Source organism: Rhodococcus sp. P4_F3_2 (genome assembly GCF_056401335.1).
Genome location: NZ_JBFUJN010000005.1, coordinates 420,017 through 438,606, shown reverse-complemented (window position 1 = coordinate 438,606; position 18,590 = coordinate 420,017). Strand labels below are relative to the sequence as shown.

14 protein-coding genes and 1 pseudogene are annotated in these 18,590 nt (G+C 63.1%); 8 read left to right on the top strand and 7 right to left on the bottom strand.

What is annotated here, in order from left to right:
- Positions 1-140: 140 nt before the first annotated feature.
- Together AC1DWA_RS08365 and bar are read right to left on the bottom strand one after the other, a co-directional pair.
- On the bottom strand, positions 141-1,619 hold the full coding sequence (locus tag AC1DWA_RS08365; RefSeq protein WP_195791985.1) for an amidase: 1,479 nt from the start codon (positions 1,617-1,619) through the stop codon (positions 141-143).
- Positions 1,620-1,756: 137 nt separating this feature from the next.
- The gene (gene bar, locus AC1DWA_RS08360; RefSeq protein ID WP_003946033.1) at positions 1,757-2,866 is read right to left on the bottom strand and encodes a barbiturase; all 1,110 of its coding nucleotides are present in this window, start codon (positions 2,864-2,866) and stop codon (positions 1,757-1,759) included.
- 223 nt (positions 2,867-3,089) lie between these two features.
- Between bar and upp the strand changes: the two genes are divergently transcribed.
- From upp to AC1DWA_RS08340, 4 genes and pseudogenes are all read left to right on the top strand, one after another.
- The gene (gene upp / locus AC1DWA_RS08355) at positions 3,090-3,713 is read left to right on the top strand and encodes a uracil phosphoribosyltransferase (RefSeq protein ID WP_046379668.1); all 624 of its coding nucleotides are present in this window, start codon (positions 3,090-3,092) and stop codon (positions 3,711-3,713) included.
- Between the two features lie 92 nt (positions 3,714-3,805).
- Positions 3,806-5,503, top strand: coding sequence for a PucR family transcriptional regulator (locus tag AC1DWA_RS08350; protein WP_003946020.1), 1,698 nt, complete (start codon positions 3,806-3,808; stop codon positions 5,501-5,503).
- A 289-nt stretch (positions 5,504-5,792) separates the two neighbouring features.
- Positions 5,793-7,019 carry a CaiB/BaiF CoA transferase family protein gene (locus tag AC1DWA_RS08345; protein ID WP_069145274.1) on the top strand — a complete coding sequence of 409 codons (1,227 nt, stop codon included), beginning with the start codon at positions 5,793-5,795 and terminating at the stop codon, positions 7,017-7,019.
- A pseudogene (locus AC1DWA_RS08340) lies at positions 7,016-8,431 on the top strand (carboxyl transferase domain-containing protein); the annotation flags it as partial. The gene AC1DWA_RS08345 and the pseudogene AC1DWA_RS08340, both read left to right, overlap by 4 nt.
- 30 nt (positions 8,432-8,461) lie before the next feature.
- Here the strand turns inward: AC1DWA_RS08340 and AC1DWA_RS08335 are convergent.
- The 3 genes from AC1DWA_RS08335 to AC1DWA_RS08325 form a co-directional block, all read right to left on the bottom strand.
- Complete coding sequence (locus tag AC1DWA_RS08335) at positions 8,462-9,895, bottom strand: uracil-xanthine permease family protein (protein ID WP_020971407.1); 1,434 nt, start codon at positions 9,893-9,895, stop codon at positions 8,462-8,464.
- 148 nt (positions 9,896-10,043) lie between these two features.
- Positions 10,044-11,687 carry a PucR family transcriptional regulator gene (locus AC1DWA_RS08330; RefSeq protein ID WP_151532028.1) on the bottom strand — a complete coding sequence of 548 codons (1,644 nt, stop codon included), beginning with the start codon at positions 11,685-11,687 and terminating at the stop codon, positions 10,044-10,046.
- A gap of 102 nt (positions 11,688-11,789) precedes the next feature.
- Entirely contained in the window at positions 11,790-12,905 is a 1,116-nt protein-coding gene (locus AC1DWA_RS08325; RefSeq protein WP_042926172.1) for an XdhC family protein, read from the bottom strand.
- A 282-nt stretch (positions 12,906-13,187) separates the two neighbouring features.
- Between AC1DWA_RS08325 and AC1DWA_RS08320 the strand changes: the two genes are divergently transcribed.
- The 3 genes from AC1DWA_RS08320 to AC1DWA_RS08310 are packed head-to-tail and all read left to right on the top strand — an operon-like array spanning position 13,188 to position 15,734.
- The gene (locus tag AC1DWA_RS08320; protein ID WP_020971408.1) at positions 13,188-14,375 is read left to right on the top strand and encodes a CaiB/BaiF CoA transferase family protein; all 1,188 of its coding nucleotides are present in this window, start codon (positions 13,188-13,190) and stop codon (positions 14,373-14,375) included.
- 43 nt (positions 14,376-14,418) lie between these two features.
- On the top strand, positions 14,419-15,078 hold the full coding sequence (locus tag AC1DWA_RS08315; RefSeq protein WP_070797533.1) for a TetR/AcrR family transcriptional regulator: 660 nt from the start codon (positions 14,419-14,421) through the stop codon (positions 15,076-15,078).
- Positions 15,075-15,734, top strand: a complete 660-nt coding sequence (locus tag AC1DWA_RS08310) for an enoyl-CoA hydratase-related protein (RefSeq protein WP_020909755.1) — start codon at positions 15,075-15,077, stop codon at positions 15,732-15,734. Before AC1DWA_RS08315 ends, AC1DWA_RS08310 begins: the two co-directional genes overlap by 4 nt.
- On the opposite strand, the gene AC1DWA_RS08305 is transcribed toward AC1DWA_RS08310, so the two are convergent.
- Entirely contained in the window at positions 15,702-16,247 is a 546-nt protein-coding gene (locus AC1DWA_RS08305) for an ATP-binding protein (protein WP_477847745.1), read from the bottom strand. The genes AC1DWA_RS08310 and AC1DWA_RS08305 overlap by 33 nt on opposite strands.
- 97 nt (positions 16,248-16,344) lie before the next feature.
- Between AC1DWA_RS08305 and AC1DWA_RS08300 the strand changes: the two genes are divergently transcribed.
- Complete coding sequence (locus tag AC1DWA_RS08300; protein WP_020909757.1) at positions 16,345-17,076, top strand: oxygen-binding di-iron domain-containing protein; 732 nt, start codon at positions 16,345-16,347, stop codon at positions 17,074-17,076.
- On the opposite strand, the gene AC1DWA_RS08295 is transcribed toward AC1DWA_RS08300, so the two are convergent.
- A complete protein-coding gene (locus AC1DWA_RS08295) occupies positions 17,068-18,459 on the bottom strand; it encodes an amidase (protein ID WP_472795769.1) in 1,392 nt (463 codons plus the stop codon). The genes AC1DWA_RS08300 and AC1DWA_RS08295 overlap by 9 nt on opposite strands.
- Positions 18,460-18,590: the final 131 nt, after the last annotated feature.

Sequence of the window (18,590 nt, the reverse complement as noted above, 5' to 3'; positions counted from 1 at the left end):
GTCCCAGATGTACGCGCCCTCACCGCGAGAGACGACAAACGCGCCGTTCTTCTCCACAGCGCCCATGTCCGCGAACCCGTGCCACAATGCCGAAGCCATCGTCGTTCTCTCCCAACTGGATACGTTCGAAATAGATTAGGTCAGTTCACGCGGAGTGCGGGAGGAAGAACCCGCTCGACCCACTGGGTTGCCTGCTCGAATGCGTAGGCGAGTTGGAGTACGTCCACGTCGGCTCCGTGCCGACCGATGATCTGGATACCCATGGGAAGCGAACGATCGTCGAAGCCGACCGGCATCCCCGCAACCGGAACCCCGGCCATCGTCCAGGGAACAACCGTCTCCATCCACCGGTGATACGTGTCCATCGACCGCCCGTCGACGTTCTCGGGCCAGTGAGTGTTCTTGTCGAAAGGAAACACCTGAGCACTCGGCGCGAGAATGTAGTCGTAGGTTTCGAACATCTTGGTAATGGCCGACAGCCAGCCGTTGCGGGCCTCCGCAGCCTTGGTCACGTCGAGTGCCGAGAGGGTGACCGCATGCTCGAGTTCCCACAACAGTTCGGGCTTCATCAACTCACGCAAGCTCGGATCGTTGTACTGATCGATCAAACCGAGCTGCGCCCACCAACGCCATCGCAGGAACAGTTGCCAGATGTCCTCGGGTTTGAAGTCGGGAAGTGCTGCCTCGACGCGGCACCCCAACTGTTCGAAGACCTCGAACGAGGATTCGCACAACTCGAGAACTCCAGGTTCGGTTGCCAGGTAACCGTTCCAGTCACCGACCCATGCGATCCGAGAGCCCTTCAGATCCCGTGCGAGGCTTTCGGTGAACACAGCGGGATTCTCACGAATCCCCAACGGTGCATAGGCATCCGGCCCCGCCATCGTAGAGAGAAGGTGAGCCACGTCGGTGACGGTTCGGCCCATCGGACCCACAACAGCGCCCTGAGCGATGAATCCCGTCTCCGGTATCCGACCCCAGGAAGGTCGAAACCCCACGACGTTGTTGAACGCCGACGGGTTTCGGAGCGAACCCATGTAATCACTTCCATCAGCCACCGGCAGCATGCGAAGCGCCAACGACGCTGCGGCGCCTCCGCTGCTACCGCCGGCAGTGCGCGAATTGTCGTACGGCGACACCGTCGTACCCCACACCGGGTTGTACGTCTGGGATCCGAGCCCGAACTCCGGTGTGTTCGTCTTGCCGATCACGATGGCACCGGCAGACTTGATCCGCTTGACGAACAGGTCGTCCTCTTCGGCGATTCGATCCGCGAACATCGGCGACCCGGACGTGAACGGCAGACCCTTGGCTGCCGAAAGATCCTTCACCGCATGCGGAAACCCGTGCATCCAACCGAGATACTGCCCACTCGCCAACTGCGAATCACGCTCGCGCGCCTCCGCCGTCAACGCTTCCCGATCCCGCAATGCGACGATCGCGTTCACCGCCGGGTTATGAACTTCGATCTGGTCGAGGTAGCTGTCCATCACCTCGACACACGACACTTCACGCCTGCGTATCAGACCACTGAGCGTGACCGCATCGGCCATGACGAGCTCGCGATTCTCGGGCGCACCGGAAACGCTCTCGTCGACAGGGTCAGCAGCATGAACCATCGTGAATCCTTTCAAGCAGTGAAGTGGGTTGCGCCGGCAGAATCTCGGTCGGATTCGCCGCCACCGGCAACTGATTCGAGGACGAATTACCGGTGGCGGCGCGCGACTGTCGAAGTTTCCAGCGAGGTTCTTACCGGCTACTGGCCGAGATCGACGATGGCGGCGACAGGGCCGCCGCCCTCGGGGCCCTGATGCGCTGCCGAGACCGAGACGAACACTGCCGGATCACCGGTGACAGCTGCCGTGACTCCACCTACGCACGACTTGATCTGGCGGTGCCAGTGCACATCGGAGTCGTCGAGCATCGCATTACGACGGCCGCGGACCGTTCCGTCCTGGCTGGCCTCGCACTTCAAGAACACGTTGACGAGTTGACCGTCCAGGTCGCTCGAGTGCGGCCGCTCCGGAAGTTCGAGTCCGGCGTCACGGATCGCCGCCCAGATGCCGTCCTGGTCGAGCGGATCCTTCATCACGCTGTGGCCGATCCGGTAGCGTCCGCCGACGCCACGTGCGTTACCGACGACAACGATCTGAGCACGGTCCAACTCGACGCCGGACGAGCAGGATGCAACAGAGGAGAAGAGCTCGCGGCTGTGCATGACATCCTCGTCGGTCGGCATGTCGATTTCGCCGAGTGCAACCGCGATTCCGAGCGCCGTACCGCCGTTGGACAGGTCCATCGACTCATGAGTCTGTTCGGTCCACACGGTCTTGCCGCGACTCTTGGCGTCACGGATGGTGTGGATTGTCAGCAACGGAGTCTTGGTCTGTACGTAGTGCACGTCGGCGGGATCGGTGATTCCGGCATCGGCCATCGCATCTTTCACTGCCGCAGCTACTTTGGTGATCATTGCGGTACGACCGATGTCCTCGGGCAGCAGCTGCTCACTCATGGCGACACCCACGGTCAGTCGCGGCTCGTCGGTCTTGGTGACCTTGTCTGCCGGTACCGTCGCGAAGATCGTCGCGTGCGGGCTGATCACACCGTCCGTGCCGCCTGACCAGACGATCGGCACCTCCGCCACCTCTTCGGGGCTGCGATTACCCTTGGCGGAGAGAACCTCTCGAAACGCTCGGTCCGCGATGATTCGCGTGTAGTCGTTGACGCCGCCGTTACCCTCGGTTTTGCCGATGACTGCAATGACGCGGTCGGCCTCGAGGACACCGTCGTCGATCAGCTTGGCGAGCTCACTGGCGTCGGAGACGCTGTGTAGCGGAACCTTACGGACCTCGATTGCTTCGGGCATTGGCATCTCCTTGTATAGGGAATCGTGGAGGCAAAATTGGGCCTTGACAGCTCCTGGCGCCCAGCCCAGCCGAGCGGTTCGGAACTGCCATGCCGACCACGCTATGACGACTCGAACCCTTCGGCATCGTCAATAGTTGCCCAAACGAAAACCGCGATTGGTTATTTCGACTCCAAATCACCGGTTGTGCGCCGCCCCATCGGTTCTCACTTACGATTCGACCATGGACACCACTGTTGTCGACCATCCGCTGGCGGCATCGCTGCTCACGACCATGCGCGACGCTCGCAGCGACAACGCAACTTTCCGGTCCGCCTTGCGCAGACTGACCCATATGTTGGTCTACGAGGCCATGCGCGGCGCAGAAGTGGAACAGTTCGACATCGAGACGCCAGTTGCTCCGACGCGGGGAGTGCGGCTGGCAAATCCACCGCTCCTGGTACCGGTCTTGCGAGCAGGCCTCGGCATGGTCGAGCAGGCGAGTGCCCTCATTCCGCAGGCAGGTGTCGGTTTCGTGGGAATGGCACGAGACGAGAAGACACACCAACCGGTTCCGTATCTGGAGTCCCTTCCCGCTGATCTGTCGGGCACCCCCGTCTACGTCCTCGATCCGATGTTGGCGACCGGTGGATCCATCATCCGCACAATCGATCTGCTCATTGCACGCGGAGCCACCGATGTGACTGCAATATGTGTCGTCGTGGCTCCGGAGGGGATCGAAGCACTGAGGAACTCCGGACATCCAGTCAGGCTCCTCACTGCGAGCATCGACGACGGCCTGAACGAAAATGCTTTCCTGATACCTGGACTCGGAGACGCGGGCGATCGCCAATTCGGACCACGGTAGTTGGCAGACATACGGAGAACCACTCATTTCGAGAGGCTATTTTCGTCAACTGTTGACAATGTTCGTCGCGTGATCGAGCGTAGTCTCGCGACATGGATAGATCTGCCAAATATTCGAGCGAAGAGCTTCAACATTTGCCAGAAGGTGGCGACTACAGACTGACGGTTCGGGATGTCCTCGAGCTACCCAGTCTGCGTGGAGCCGAAGTCCTTGCCGGGCACGGGGGCTTGCGCCACCTCGTTCAATCGGTGAACGTGATGGAAGTACCGGACATCCTCGCTTGGGTGAAGCCGAACGAACTGTTGGTGACAACCGGGTTCCCGCTGCGCTACGGGCGAACCGGAGAGCTTCTCGACGATACAGATCTCAGCGACCTCGTCGACGGTCTCGCACGCCGAGGAGTCGCGGCACTTGCCGTGAAAACGGGCCGCTATCTCGACGAACTGCCGGAAGCCATGCTGCACATGGCAGAGCAGCGAGGGCTGCCGTTGTTGGTTCTTCCCGTCACCGCAGGATTCGACGAGGTGATCTCGGAGGTCTTCACCAAGTTGGTGGCGAAGCAGTCTGCGGCACTCGACATTGCCGATCGTCTTCACCGCTCGTTGACGTCGATCGTCTTGGAAGGTGGCGATCTACCCCAGATTGCCGCGGAATTCGCCGCGCTTTTCGACGTCAGCGTTCTCATCTGCTCGCCGGACGGAAGAGTGTTGACGGAGGCCGGAGATTCAGCCGCGCTGAACGCGCTTCCGTTGTTCGAAAGCACCGGCCGGTTCCTGACCGAACGGGTCGCTGTCGGTTTACAGAACGCGCCCAAAGGATTTCCTGGTCAGTTGGCGCTCACCCGGGTGGTGGCCGGCGGCACCGACCACGGCCGAATGGTCGCGTACGCCGGCACCCACGAACTCGGCGCAGTTGTCGTCCAAGCGCTGGAGCGAGCGGCCACCGTTGCTGCGCTGGCCGTCACCAAGCAGCTGGCAGTTGCGGCAGTGGAATCCAAATTCCGCGGCGACTTCCTCCGCGACGCACTGATAGGTGAAGCCGGCTCGCCGGCGGAAGTGAGCGCGCACTTCACCCAGTTGGGGTGGGATGTCACTCGTCCACTTGCCGTAGTGGTTGCAGAACTCGACGTCGATCACCCGGAATCTCAGCACGCGAATTCCACGCGCACGGACCAAGATCGACTCAGCGACGGCTGGCAACAAGTGGTACGCACCCACGAGCGGACGGCACCCTCCGTCGGGTTTCGACACGAGGTGGTCACGCTTTTCCCCACCAGCACCGACCGTGCGGTTCGGGACATCGAAGGGTTGGTGCGCAAGGTTGCCGGAGATCGCACCAGCGGCCGCCGCTCCTTCAGCACGGGAGTGAGCCGGGTGATCTACTCCCTGGCCGATCTACCTGCTGCCTACGACCAAGCCTGTACGGCCGTGGTCGTCGGCCGACGTATCAACGGGCCGGGCCAGATCGCGCACTTCGACGAACTCGGCGTACACCGACTCCTCTCGCTCCAGACGGACAAGAGCGAACTGCGTTCGTTCACCGATGACGTTCTGAAGTCACTGTCGGCGGACAACGCCGAAGCCGCAGATTTGCGTCTGACTCTCCAGACGTTGCTCGACTGCAATTGCAATGTCGCCGAGGCGTCCCGGGCACTGCATATGCACTACAACACTTTGCGATACAGAATCGGAAAGCTGGAGAGCGTCGTCGGATCGTTCACCGACGACCCCGTCCTTCGATTGAACGTCTCACTCGCCCTGCAGGTCATGAAGATGCACGAAATGTCATGAAGATGCACCAAATAGGCTGACAGAGCGCCCCGATTACGGTTCGATACAACCGCAATCCAGCCGTGCGTTTAGCGTTCGTCACTTCTTACCCACCACTGATACCCGTCATCGGCAAGGTTACCCATGTGCCGTTGACCGGTGCGCGCTTACGGTTCGAAAGACGGGCCGCACATACCTCCTTCAGTGGCCCTGGCCGATTTCTCGGTCCAGCGGACCGGAGTCGACCGAACTACGGAGGCCTCAACCACCAACTGGCTCAGCCAATTACACCAGAACACGGCGGTGCGACATGAACTCGACTTCGAAGCCTCACAACACAAGTGCTCGTAGTGGTCCGCTACACGACGTGATTGTCGTCGACCTCACGCGCGCACTCGCGGGTCCTCACGCGGCAATGATGCTCGGCGATCTGGGTGCAGACGTGATCAAGGTCGAATCACCTCACGGTGGCGACGACACCCGTGGGTGGGGGCCGCCTTTTGTCGAGCCACCGCTGGAACCACCGAACACGCAACGGGAATCGACGTACTTCCTCTCCACGAACCGGAACAAGAAGTCGATCACGCTCGACCTCAAATCCGACAGCGGGCGCGCAACCCTCGAAGATCTTGTCTGCCGCGCCGACGTTCTCATGGAGAACTTCCGCACCGGAGTTCTCGATCGACTCGGATTCTCCACCGAGCGGCTGGCCGAACTCAATCCTCGACTGATCGTCCTGTCCATCAGCGGTTTCGGCCACGACGGCCCGGAAGGTGGTCGCGCCGGCTACGACCAGATCGCCCAGGGGGAAGCCGGACTCATGTCGCTGACCGGCTCGAATCCGGACGACGTTCAACGAGTCGGAGTTCCGATCGCCGATCTTCTCGCCGGGATGTACGGGGCGTTCGGTGTCGTCGCGGCTTTGAAGGAACGCGAACAGACGGGCAGAGGCCGTGTCGTTCGAACGTCTCTCTTGGCCAGCGTGGTCGGTGTTCACGCGTTTCAAGGAACGAAGTGGACCGTCGCCGGCGAGGTAGGCACAGCGCAAGGCAACCACCATCCCTCGATCGCACCGTACGGGCTCTTTCGTACCGGCGATGGCGCAGTGCAGATCTCGGTCGGCAGCGAAAGCCTGTGGAGAAGATTCTGCGAAGGGTTCGAACTCGATCCCGATGCCCCCGGTATGGCAACAAACGCCGAACGCGTCGAGAATCATTTCCAGGTAGTCGAATTGATCGAACGTACCTTCAAACCGTATTCGCGTGACGAGCTTCTGACCGAACTCGACCGCATCGGAGTACCGGCAGGACGGGTTCGGACGATCTCCGAAGTGTACGAATGGGAGCAGACCCGATCACAGGGATTGCTCGTCGACGTCGACCACAGCACGCTCGGCAACATCACTCTGCCCGGGCCGCCGCTGCGATTCTTCGATCCGGACGGAACAGAAGTGACGGAGACCCGGCACACCGCACCGCCGGTACTCGGTGAAGACACTGACGAAGTCATGTCGTGGCTACAAGGATTCACCCGATGAACCGCCTGACGGCTCGCGACTTGCTCGACCTGGTGATCGATGCCGGCACCTGGGAGTCGTGGGATACCCCTCCGATCCCCGTCGCGACCGACTCCGATTACGCCGAAGCACTTCTGCGGGCGCAGGAGAAGACCGGGCTCGACGAGTCCGTCCTGACCGGAAGCGCCTCCGTCCGAGGCCGCCGTGTGGCAATCATCGTCTGCGAGTTCGGTTTTCTCGGCGGATCGATCGGCGTGGCGGCGGGCGAACGCCTCGTCGTCGCCATCCGTCGAGCGACGCAAGAGCAGCTGCCCCTTCTTGCGCTTCCCACCTCCGGAGGAACGCGTATGCAGGAGGGGACAACGGCATTTCTGCAGATGGTCAAGATCACCGCGGCGCTCATCAAGCACAAAGAAGCGCACCTGCCCTACATCGTCTACCTCCGAAACCCCACCACCGGAGGCGTATTCGCGTCCTGGGGGTCACTCGGTCACGTGACGATCGCGGAGCCAGGAGCCCTCGTGGGATTCCTCGGCCCCCGGGTGTTCGAGGCTTTGTACAACTCACCTTTCCCCGTCGGTGTCCAGACAGCGGAGAACCTTCACGAGCACGGACTCATCGATGCGGTGAGGCCGCCAGACCAGCTCGCCGAAATCGTCGACCGCGCATTGCGCATCATCACCTCGAGACGTCGTGGGTACTCGTTGCCGAGTGACCCGTGCTCGTACGACTGCCCACCCGATACGTCGGCGTGGGAATCCGTCGTCGCATCCCGACGCGAAGACCGACCGGGAATCCGGGAAGTGTTGCTCAATTCCGCCTCGGACATGCTCCCGCTCAACGGAACCGGCCAAGGCGAGAACGATCCCGGCATCATGCTCGCGCTCGTTCGCTTCGGCGACATGCCCTGCGTCCTTCTCGGACAGGACCGACGCGGACAGACTGCTCACTCCCCACTCGGCCCCGGCGCTCTGCGGGAAGCTCGGCGAGGGATGCGGCTTGCCGCAGAGCTCGACCTGCCGTTGGTGACGATCATCGACACGGCAGGCGCGGCACTGTCGAAGGAAGCCGAAGAAGGTGGATTGGCCGGCGAGATCGCTCGGTGCATAGCCGACATGATTTCACTCGAGGTCCCGACCATTTCCCTCCTGCTCGGGCAGGGCACCGGCGGCGGCGCCCTGGCACTGATTCCGGCCGATCGAGTGCTGGCGGCCCGCCACGGTTGGCTCTCGCCCTTACCTCCCGAGGGGGCGAGCGCGATCATGTTCCACGACATCACGCACGCTCCGGAGATGGCAGCCGGTCAAGGGATACGGTCCTTCGATCTGCTCACGGGCGGCATCGTCGATCGGGTCATCCCCGAATTTCCCGATGCCGCGGACGAATCCGCCGCCTTCTGCACTCGCGTCGGAGCGGTACTGCACTACGAGCTCCTTCGACAATCGAGCACACTCAGCCAAGTGTCACGTGAGCTGCGGGGCGGGTTCTTCCCGTTCGCCGCCTGGAGCCTTCGAATCCGGCTTGTTCGGTTCCGGATTCTTCGCATTCAGCTCCGGGTTCTTCGAACCGATGAACTGGCACAGGTGGTACATCCCGATCACGACGATGGTGCCGAGCGCGATCCCGCTGAGCGAGAACGTGTCACTGAACTTCAGAGCCGTGTCGCCGATACCGATGATGAGGCCGGCCGCGATCGGCATGAGGTTGAGCGGATTCCCGAAGTCGACGCCGTTCTCCTTCCAGATCTTGGCGCCGAGCAGACCGATCATGCCGTAGAGCACCACGGTGATTCCGCCGAGAACACCGCCGGGTGTCGCCGAGATGACGGCACCGAACTTGGGGGAGAAGCCGAGCATCATCGCGACGATGCCCGCGACCGCGTAAGCGGCGGTGGAGTACACACGGGTCGCTGCCATGACACCGATGTTCTCGGCGTACGTCGTGGTGGGCGAACCGCCGACGCTGCTGGCGATAGCGGTGGCGAAACCGTCACCGGCGAGCGCGCGTCCCATGTACGGGTCGAGATCGTCGCCGGTCATCTCTGCGACTGCCTTGACGTGGCCGGCATTCTCCGCGATCAACGCGATGACACCGGGAAGAACCAGGATGATGAATGTCAGGCTGAACGACGGGGCATGGATGCCGACGATTCCGTTGGCCTCGTCCGAGAACGGGGGCAGGCCGAACCACGACGCCGACTGCACCGAATCCCAGTTGACGCGGAAGTGCTCGGTGATCTGACCGGTGCCTGCGTCGTAGGAGGTGATCGTGCCCGAGACCCGGTCGAGGATCCAGGAGAGGACGTAGCCGAAGATCAGCGCCAGGAAGATGGCGATGCGCGCCATGAAGCCTCGTAGCGCGATACTCATGACGATCAGGGCCACCATGACGATCAGAGCCACCCACTGGTCCTGCGGCCAGTACAGCCCTGCGACGACGGGTGCCAGGTTGAATCCGATCAGCATCACCACTGCGCCGGTCACCACCGGGGGAAGAACCTTGAATACGACCCGGCCACCGAGGAAGTGGATCGCGATACCGATGGCTGCCAGGACCAGTCCGGACACCAGGATCGCGCCGGTCACCTCTGCGGACGTTCCGCCTTGGGCACGAATGGCGGCGATACCGCCGACAAAGGCCGCCGACGTACCGAGGTAGCTGGGAATGCGTCCCTTGACCACCAGCAGGAAGAAGAGCGTACAAAAGCCCGACATCATCACGGCAAGTTGAGGATTGAGCCCCATGATGATCGGGAAGACGAACGTCGCGCCGAACATCGACACCACGTGCTGGCTGCCCAGCCCGATGGTTCTTCCCCAGCTGAGCCGCTCGCCGGGAGCGACCACTTCACCCGGTCTGATGTTCTTTCCATCTCCGTGCAACGTCCAAATCGGCATGATGGGACCTTTCGTGCAGAGGAAGGTGTCCGAACGCTGAGTGTGCTCCAGCTCACAAAACACCGTGACTGGAGTGAAACGCTATTACAGCGCAGGGGTATCGACGTGATGACAATCTGCCAGAACCCACGGACTCGGATTGGCAATATTAGTGATTGATGCCGCGCATCGCGGTTATCTTCAGTGCTAGAGACAGATCCAGCCGTAGCTCGGGTTGCGCCGTGAAGGGGCCAAGCATTTTCTCCAGCTTAACGACCCTGTAACGCAGTGTGTTGTAATGGAAGTGGAGCTTGCGCGCTGTCTCGGCGATGTTGATGTTGGTCGCGAGCAAGACTTCCAATGTCTTGCGCATGTCCTGCGCTTCGGCAGTTTCCTCCGTCAGTTCCCGCAGTGTCTCCCGCGCGAACGTCTCCAGCTCGTTTTCGTCCTCGACCAGACTGAGCAGTCTGTACACACCGAGATCGTCGAACTGAGTCACGGTCCACGGACCGGAGATCCGGCGTCCGACGGTCAGTGCGGTGCGCGCCTGACTGTAGAGCGCGGGGACGGCGTCGATCGCCGCTGTCGGCCGGGACACCCCGACACTGAACGGCCTTCTCCCGCCGCCACCTTCACCGCGAACGACCGTGACGAGGTCCCGCACCAATGCCATCGTGTCGGTGCCGACGCCCATGACGATCACCGTCTCGCCCGTCAGCGCGGTCACCGCCGCACCGGGATCGCGGTGGGCGATCGCCCCGGAGAACGCCATCGCCTGGCGATCGACGACGGGCAGCCGAGCGGGCGCCGCAGAGGCCGGTTCGTCGATCGGGTCCGGCTCGATCGAGACGATCACCAGCGGGCGGTCGAAGTCCCAACCGAACGTCTTGGCGTGGGAGACAACGTGATCGTGGTCCCCGGCCCGGCCGAGGAGCAGGTCGTGAACGAAGTTGGCGCGATGGCGTTCTTCCACCGACGCCACGGCCTGCTCACGGGTGATGACCAACGCGCACACCGACGCCGCTCGCTCGACCAGGTACTGGTCGTAACTCGTCATCACGCGCTCACCGGTGAACAACGCGAGACGCCCGTGGTCGATGTGATTGGCGGAAATCGCTGACACCGCGATGAATTGACCGTCGAACTCGTGCAGACCCAACCCGCCCTCGACGGTGTCGGTCCGCAGACGACCGGTGGAATCGACGGCGGGACAGGCAGACAGATGCTTGCGCTCCGCCGCATCCCCGGCGCGGCAGATCTCGCGTCCGTCCGAGGTGGTGATCAGGGCGGCGCCCTTCATCTCCCGTGCGATGACCTCGGTCAATTGTGGGAGGCCGCCGCCGCCCATCACGACGTCGACCAGCAGCCGTCGCAAGCGCTCGGCCCCGAACATGGCGTCGATCTGGGCCGACTCCGTCTGCTCACGGTCTCTCGCCGCAGGGTGATCGCACGCACCGTGAAAAACCAGGAGCGGGAAGCCTGCGTTTTCGGCCGCGTCGACCAGTTCCGGCGCGAGAGTGTCCCCGTCTGCTCCGAATTGGACGGCGAGCGCTGCAACTCCGCGCGTCGACAACCGTCCGACAAATGCTTTGAAGGTTTCGGTGACCCGGGCGAGGGTTTCCGGCGTGGTGATCAGCAACTGTCCGTGTCGCAGCCACGGACCGATGTCCGGAACCGCCATGAATCCCACCCGGGCTACCGTCGGGTCTTCGGAGCCGCCGGCGACCTTTCGAACACCAGGAAGGAGCGGGGTTCGAAGAAGTTCGGAGAGAACAGCATTCACCTCGGATGCCGGTACGGCCGGGTTTGCCACTTGGCAGGCACCTCGATTTCATTCGGATCACGGAAGATGGTTCACGAAAGAAACGATCCTATCCCCACCGAACACAAGATGTCCGAATTCAGCGCAGTCGACTCAGGCCGTTCGATGCAGGGCGGTCGGATTCTCCTGAGGTGGCGGGTGGATCGGCCCCTGCAGATCCCGCAGTTCCAAACCGGATGCATTGCGCAGGGTCTTGGTCATCTCGGCGAGGATCGACACTGCAGTCTCCTCCGGCGTCCTGGCGCCGAGGTCCAACCCGATCGGTGAGTGCAGACGCCCCAACTCGACGTCGGTGACGCCTCGCTCCTTCAACAGCGCCACCCGACGCTCATGCGTCGCACGACTTCCCATCGCGCCGACGTATGCAGCCGGCGAACGCAGCGCGATCTCGAGCAAGGGGATGTCGAACTTCTCGTCGTGCGTGAGCACGGCCAGGACGGTTTTGTTGTCGATCGGTGCGGTTTCGAGGAACTTGTGTGGCCACATGACGACCAGATCGTGGGCGTCGGGGAAGCGCGCCCGTGTCGCGAAGACCGGCCGTGCGTCCACGACGGTCACTCGGTAACCCGCAAAGGCGCCCAACGTACACATCGAGGCGGCGAAGTCGATGGCTCCGAAGACGTACATCCTCGGTAGCGGCGCGAAGATCTCGACCAGCAAGTCGTGCTGCGAATCGATGAGAGTTCCCGCCGGCGCGACAAAGGCTACGGACTCACCGGTGTCCATCGTGCGCAACAGGATGGAGACCTCGTCCTCCGTGGCATCCAGATCCCCGCTGCGTCGGCCGTGCTCGACGACGAGGTGCCGCGCCGGCGCTCCCGGACGCACTTCGGTGACCACGACGACGGGCGTATCGGCCTCGATTCGTTCACAGACCTGACCGAACTCGGCGAAATCGGCTCCGACGGCCTGGACAAACACTTCGATGGTTCCGCCGCAGGTCAGCCCTACTCCGATGGCGTCGTCGTCGGAGACGCTGAAGACCTCGACGCGACTGGTGCCGTCGGCGAGAACCTCCTGGGCGATCTCGTACAGTGCACTCTCGATACACCCGCCCGAGACGCTGCCGACTACCTCCCCGGAGCGTGAGACGGCCATCGAAGCACCGGGCATGCGCGGTGAGGATCGCCAGGTACGGACAACCGTCGCCAGTGCAAAATCCTCGCCGCGGGCGTGCCACTGCGCCAGCTGAGTGGAAATGTCGCGCATCGCCTCGCCTCCCGCTTGCATCGCCGTCCGTAGAGAGTTCACGGTATCGGCCCACCGCAATCCTGCCTGTCACACAATGCGCCTAAATCCGGGCCCTGCAGTTGTGCAATGTCGCCGTCGCATCACCGTGCGCTCTCGACCAGTGTTGTCACCGAGCCCAGCCGAAAGCAGGCCTGACCTTCATTCTTCCCCTCTCCGACGATCACTGCAGCGGTAATTCACGCAGATGGTGCGACGGATCGAGTGGGCGACGTTGCACACCACAGAACCGAGGTTTCTCCCATGGACCAATTGCTCAGCGGTATCAAAGTTCTCGACCTCACCCGCGCTCTCGCGGGCCCTCTGTGCACGTCGCTGCTCTCGGACTTCGGCGCCGACGTGGTCAAGGTCGAAACCCGTGGCTCCGGCGACAGTTCGCGTCAGTGGCCGCCGTTCGACGGCGATCGAAGCCTCTACTTCGCTTCCGTGAACCGCGGCAAGAGGTCGATCGCCATCGACATGCGCAGTGACCGCGGGCGGAAACTGCTTCGCAGCCTGGCCCTCGACGCGGATGTGCTGGTCGAGAACTTCCGTCCGGGAGTGCTGGCCGACATGGGGCTCGATCCCGATTCGCTAGAGCAGGAGAATCCGGGTCTCGTCGTGATGAGCATCAGTGGTTTCGGCCCGGTGGGCCCTGACCAGTTCGCGCCCGGACTCGATCAGGTGGCCCAGGGCATGTCCGGGTTGATGTCGGTCACCGGCGCCGGGGAACAGACCCCGATGCGGGTCGGTATCCCCATCATCGACACGGTCTCGGGCATCTACGCGGCGCTGGGTATCACGGCGGCGTTGGCTTCGCGCGGACGCGACGGTCGTGGGCACCGCGTGCAGACCTCGTTGCTGGAATCCGCGATCTCGATCATGACCTTCCAGGCGCAGGACTACCTGAGCACCGGGCGGGTGTCGACGCCGAACGGCAATACGCACCCGACGATCACGCCGTACGGCGCTTTCGACACTGCCGACTTCCCGATCAACATTGCCACCGGCTCGGACAAGCACTGGATCGCGCTGTGCTCGGTGATCGGCGACCCCGATCTCGCCTTCCGTGCCGAATATGCCACGGGTAAAGAACGTTTGGCGCACCGAGACCAACTGACCAAAGAACTCGAGGACCTACTGACCACGAAGGGCGCCGCACAGTGGATCGCCGAGATCCGCGGTGCCGGAATCCCCTGCGGCCCGATTCATTCGATCGATCAGGTGTTCTCCGACCCGCAGGTCGAGGCATTGCAGATGGTCGAGCAGACCCAGAGCGCCGACGGAACATCGATTCCCGTTGTCCGCGGACCGTTCTGGGTGGACGGCAAGACCCTTCCCGTCAGGAATGCGCCACCCATGACTCTCGGCGGTGACGCCGACGGCGTACTCACCGACTTCGGCCTGCGCCCGGAGGAGATCGAGGATCTTCGCGCAAATTCGGTGATCTGACCGCACACTAGTAACAGAGCAGACGCTCTGTTACTGTGCGTTCATGCCTCGGCCACGCGTCCACGATCTCGACACGCTGCTCGACGCTGCCGAAAAACTTGCCGCCACTGCCGGGCCGAGCGCTGTCACGGTCAGGGCGGTCTCCGACGCCACCGGTGTATCCAACGGGGCGATCTATCACGCATTCGGCTCTCGCAGTGGACTGGTCGGTAGCGCGTGGCTGCGTGCCGCGCAACGATTTCTCGCGCTTCAGCAATCGAGAGTGGACGACGCTCTCGCGGACCCCGCGCCGACCTCCGCGGTTTCCGCCGTCGTCGCAGCCGCCGAAGTTCCGGCCGTCTTCGCGCTCGACTACCCACAATCCGCGTTGCTGCTGCTGACGATTCAGCGCGACGAACTGCTCGGCACCGACGTCCCTGCCGACATCGCCGAGAAACTCACACAACTCGACCGGTCTCTGGTCGAGTTGTTCATCCGGTTGTCGACCGCGCTCTGGGGCCGCAAGGACGGCCGAGCCGTCGAAGCAATCGAAGCCTGTGTTGTCGGCCTGCCTACCGGGCTGCTCATTCATCCCGCCAAACGCGCCGACGGTTGGCGAGTCCCCGACGCCGCAGCACGCGCGCGGTTGGATGCCGCCGTTCGAGCGGTTCTGCATCTCGACCCACCACTGCCCAAGCCCCGCAACAGGAAAGGCCAATCATGACCGCAACTCTGCGCTTCGAAGACAAGATCGCCGTTCTCGATCTCGGCGAGGACGAGAATCGATTCTCGCCGGATTGGCTCGATTCCGTCGACCAGCTACTCGACCAGGCTCTGAGCGAAGGCGCACACGCCCTGGTCACCACGGCGACGGGCAAGTTCTACTCCAACGGACTCGACCTCGACTGGCTGGGCGCGAACGGCGACAAGGCGAAGTGGTATGTGCAGCAAGTCCAGTCGCTGTTCGCCCGGATGCTGACGTTCCCCATGCCCACCGTCGCGGCGATCAACGGCCACGCCTTCGGAGCGGGCGCCATGCTCGGCATCGCGCACGATTACCGCGTCATGCGCGATGATCGCGGCTACTACTGCTTCCCGGAGGTGGACATCAACATCCCCTTCACCGAAGGAATGGCAGCTCTCATCCAGGCCAAGCTCAGCCCGGCGTCGGCAATCGTCGCCATGACCACGGGGCGGCGATACGGCGGAAGTGACGCATTCGCAGCCGGTTTGGTGGACTTCACCGCATCCGTCGATGCTTTGACCGCGAAGGCCATCGAAATGGTTGCGCCGATCGGCCCGAAGAATGCGGGCACACTTGGGGCAATCAAATCGACGATGTTCGCTTCAGTGGTCACCGCTCTGAACACCGACGGCTAAGAGCGCTGGACTGCGTTCTCGCAGAGCCGCTTCCAGATCATCGGCAACACTTTCGGGATCGCGGCCTTCTGTGCTCAGAACCACGTCGACCCCACTGAGCGTCGGCATCGAACCGGCCAGCAGTTGTGACGCTTCCACCAGAGCGTCCAACCCGGCCCAGCCGGCCGGTTCACGTTCGACGATTCTGGTGCGCAACGTATCCGGATCGGCCTCGAGGCGCGCCAGCAGGTGCCCCTCGGCGCCGGTCGCAGCCAGCAAGGCATGCCCGTAGTCGTCGTCTTCGACGGTCGCCGTGAGGAACAGGAGTTCGTACCCCGCTTCCCGGTACGACGCGCACAACATCCCGACGTGTGCGATTGCCCGCTCGGTTCCCAGCGGCGGGTAGCACCGCTCGAGTTCGTCCACCTCGATCATCGCGTTGCTCACCCCGGCCTCGCCGAGTCGATCGTGAAGCGCGGTCAGCACGGAACTCTTCCCCGCGCCCGGCGGGCCTGTCAGCAGTAGTACGAACACGTCCTCCACTATTCCAGAGCCTTGTGCAGGCGCGGGGCGGCGAGAAGGCTGGAGAAGACAGATTGACGTGCACAACAGCCCTGATCGGAGCACAGCGATGACCACCACGATCACCGAAATCGCGCCGGACATCTACCGACTGTCGACCTTCGTGGACGAAGCGAACCTCACGATGAACCAGTTTCTCGTCGACGGCGAGGAACCCTTGCTCTTCCACACCGGGCAGCGAGCGTTGTTCACCTCAGCTTCCGACGCACTCTCCACGCTGATCGACATCGACCGTCTGAAATGGATCACGTTCGGTCACGTCGAGGCCGACGAGTGCGGGTCCATGAACTCCTGGCTTGCGGCGGCCCCCGAAGCACAAGTGGCGCACGGCGCGATGGGGTGCTTCGTTCAGGTCAACGATCTGGCCGATCGGGCGCCACTTCCCTTGCAGGACGGCGACGTACTCGAAACCGGCAGGCGCCGAGTCCGGCACATCGACACCCCGCACGTCCCGCACGGTTGGGACGCGGGCCTGATGTTCGAGGAGACGACGTCCACGCTGTTCTGCGGAGATCTCTTCACTGCGTTCGGGCACCACCCCGCGACTACCGAGCACGAAATCGTCGGTCCCGCTTTGGAAGCCGAGGACTTGGGCCACGCCACCTGCCTCACCCCGGATCTCGAACCCACGATCCGCGCCCTGGCCGACCTCGAGCCGCGGATTCTGGCTACCATGCATGCACCGACGTACTACGGCGACTGCGTCACCACGCTTCACGACCTGGCCGACTCGTACGCAACACGTTTCGCAGCCGAAACCGAAAGATGGAAGTCAGACTAGAGCTTGCGCATTCGACGTGATTCGCGCCGCCACGGACAGCGCAACATGCTCGTGGAACGGTCGCGCCACCACCTGCACTCCGATCGGCAAACCGTCGCGGGAGAGTCCTACCGGAACCACGACCGACGGAAGGCCGAGCACACTGATCGCCCGGCAACTCGCGAGCGCGTCCATCCACGTGAGTTTGCGACCGCCCACCTCGAAGCTCTCCACACCGAGCGGCGGAGCGAGCACCGACGCAACCGGCAGAATCAGGACGTCGCCCACCTCGCCGAGGAAGTCGGTGATCAACACCGCGCGATCCGCCCACAGCGCTTCCACCTCGGCTGAACTCCGATCATGGCCTGCCGCAAGCATGGCGGTGATGTCCGCGTCGAAAGAGTGCGCTGAACCTGCGGCGAGAGAGTGGATGTCCGCGTGGGTCTCGACCGATCGCAACGCGCCGAAAAGCGCGTTGGCCCGCGGCAGAGCCAGACCGTCGTACTCACTCGCGTCCAGGCTGTTCGCCACCGAGCGAACCGCCGACAGGATTTTTTCGTCGACAGGCATGGTCCCTTCGCCGGGTGTCCAGCGGATGTCGAGGTGTTCGACGTCGACCGAGTCCGGCTCGGTCCACGCGAGATACGGCTTCGACAGGACGCGCAGCGCAAGCGTCGCATCACCGAGGTTGCGGGCCAGTGGGCCGATGGTCTGGATCGTGCCGTGCATCGTCGCCGGATTGGCGAGTACCCGTCCATCCGAAAGCACGCCGGGGTATTGCCCTTCCGGGTCGATACGGCCGAGCGTCGGGCGAACCGAAGTGAGGCCGGTGCAGTGGGCGGGCCAACGCACCGAGCCACCAAAATCCGTACCGAGTCCGAGCACGCTCATTCCGGCAGCAACCGACGCGGACTCACCGCCACTCGATCCGCCGGGGGACCGGACGACGCCGTCCGGTCGCACCGGGCTGGCCGTGGTTCCGAACAGTTCGTTGCGCGTCAGGCCGCACGCGCCGAATTCCGGCGTGTTGGTCTTGCCGATCAGGATTGCGCCGGCAGCCTTGAACGCTGCAACGGCCGGGGCGTCGACGGCCGGTATGTTGTCCGCCAGAGTGCGAGAACCGGCGGTGGTACGCACGCCGGCTGTGGCGATCAAGTCCTTGACCGTGAACGGAACCCCGGCAAGGGGACCGAGTGTCTCGCCGAGAAGGCGACGTTCATCCAGGTTGTCTGCGGCCGCACGCGCGTCCTCGGCGCACACGGTGACCAGTGCGTTGAGCTCGCCGTTGCATTCGTCGATCCGTGCGAGATGTTCTTCGACGACGGTCCGCGTCGACGCCTGACCCGACCGCACGGCTTCGGCGATGGATCGGGCATCACGGCCCACCCAGCTCTCACGACTCATCGCACGCCTCTCCTCGCCGGACTCCTCTGCCGAGCGTAAGGACAGCGAGCAACCCGAGAAACGACCACAATGCACATACCGACGGCTCCGGCGATGTGAGGTTTTGCCACAACGTCCGCGGTTCCGGAGGG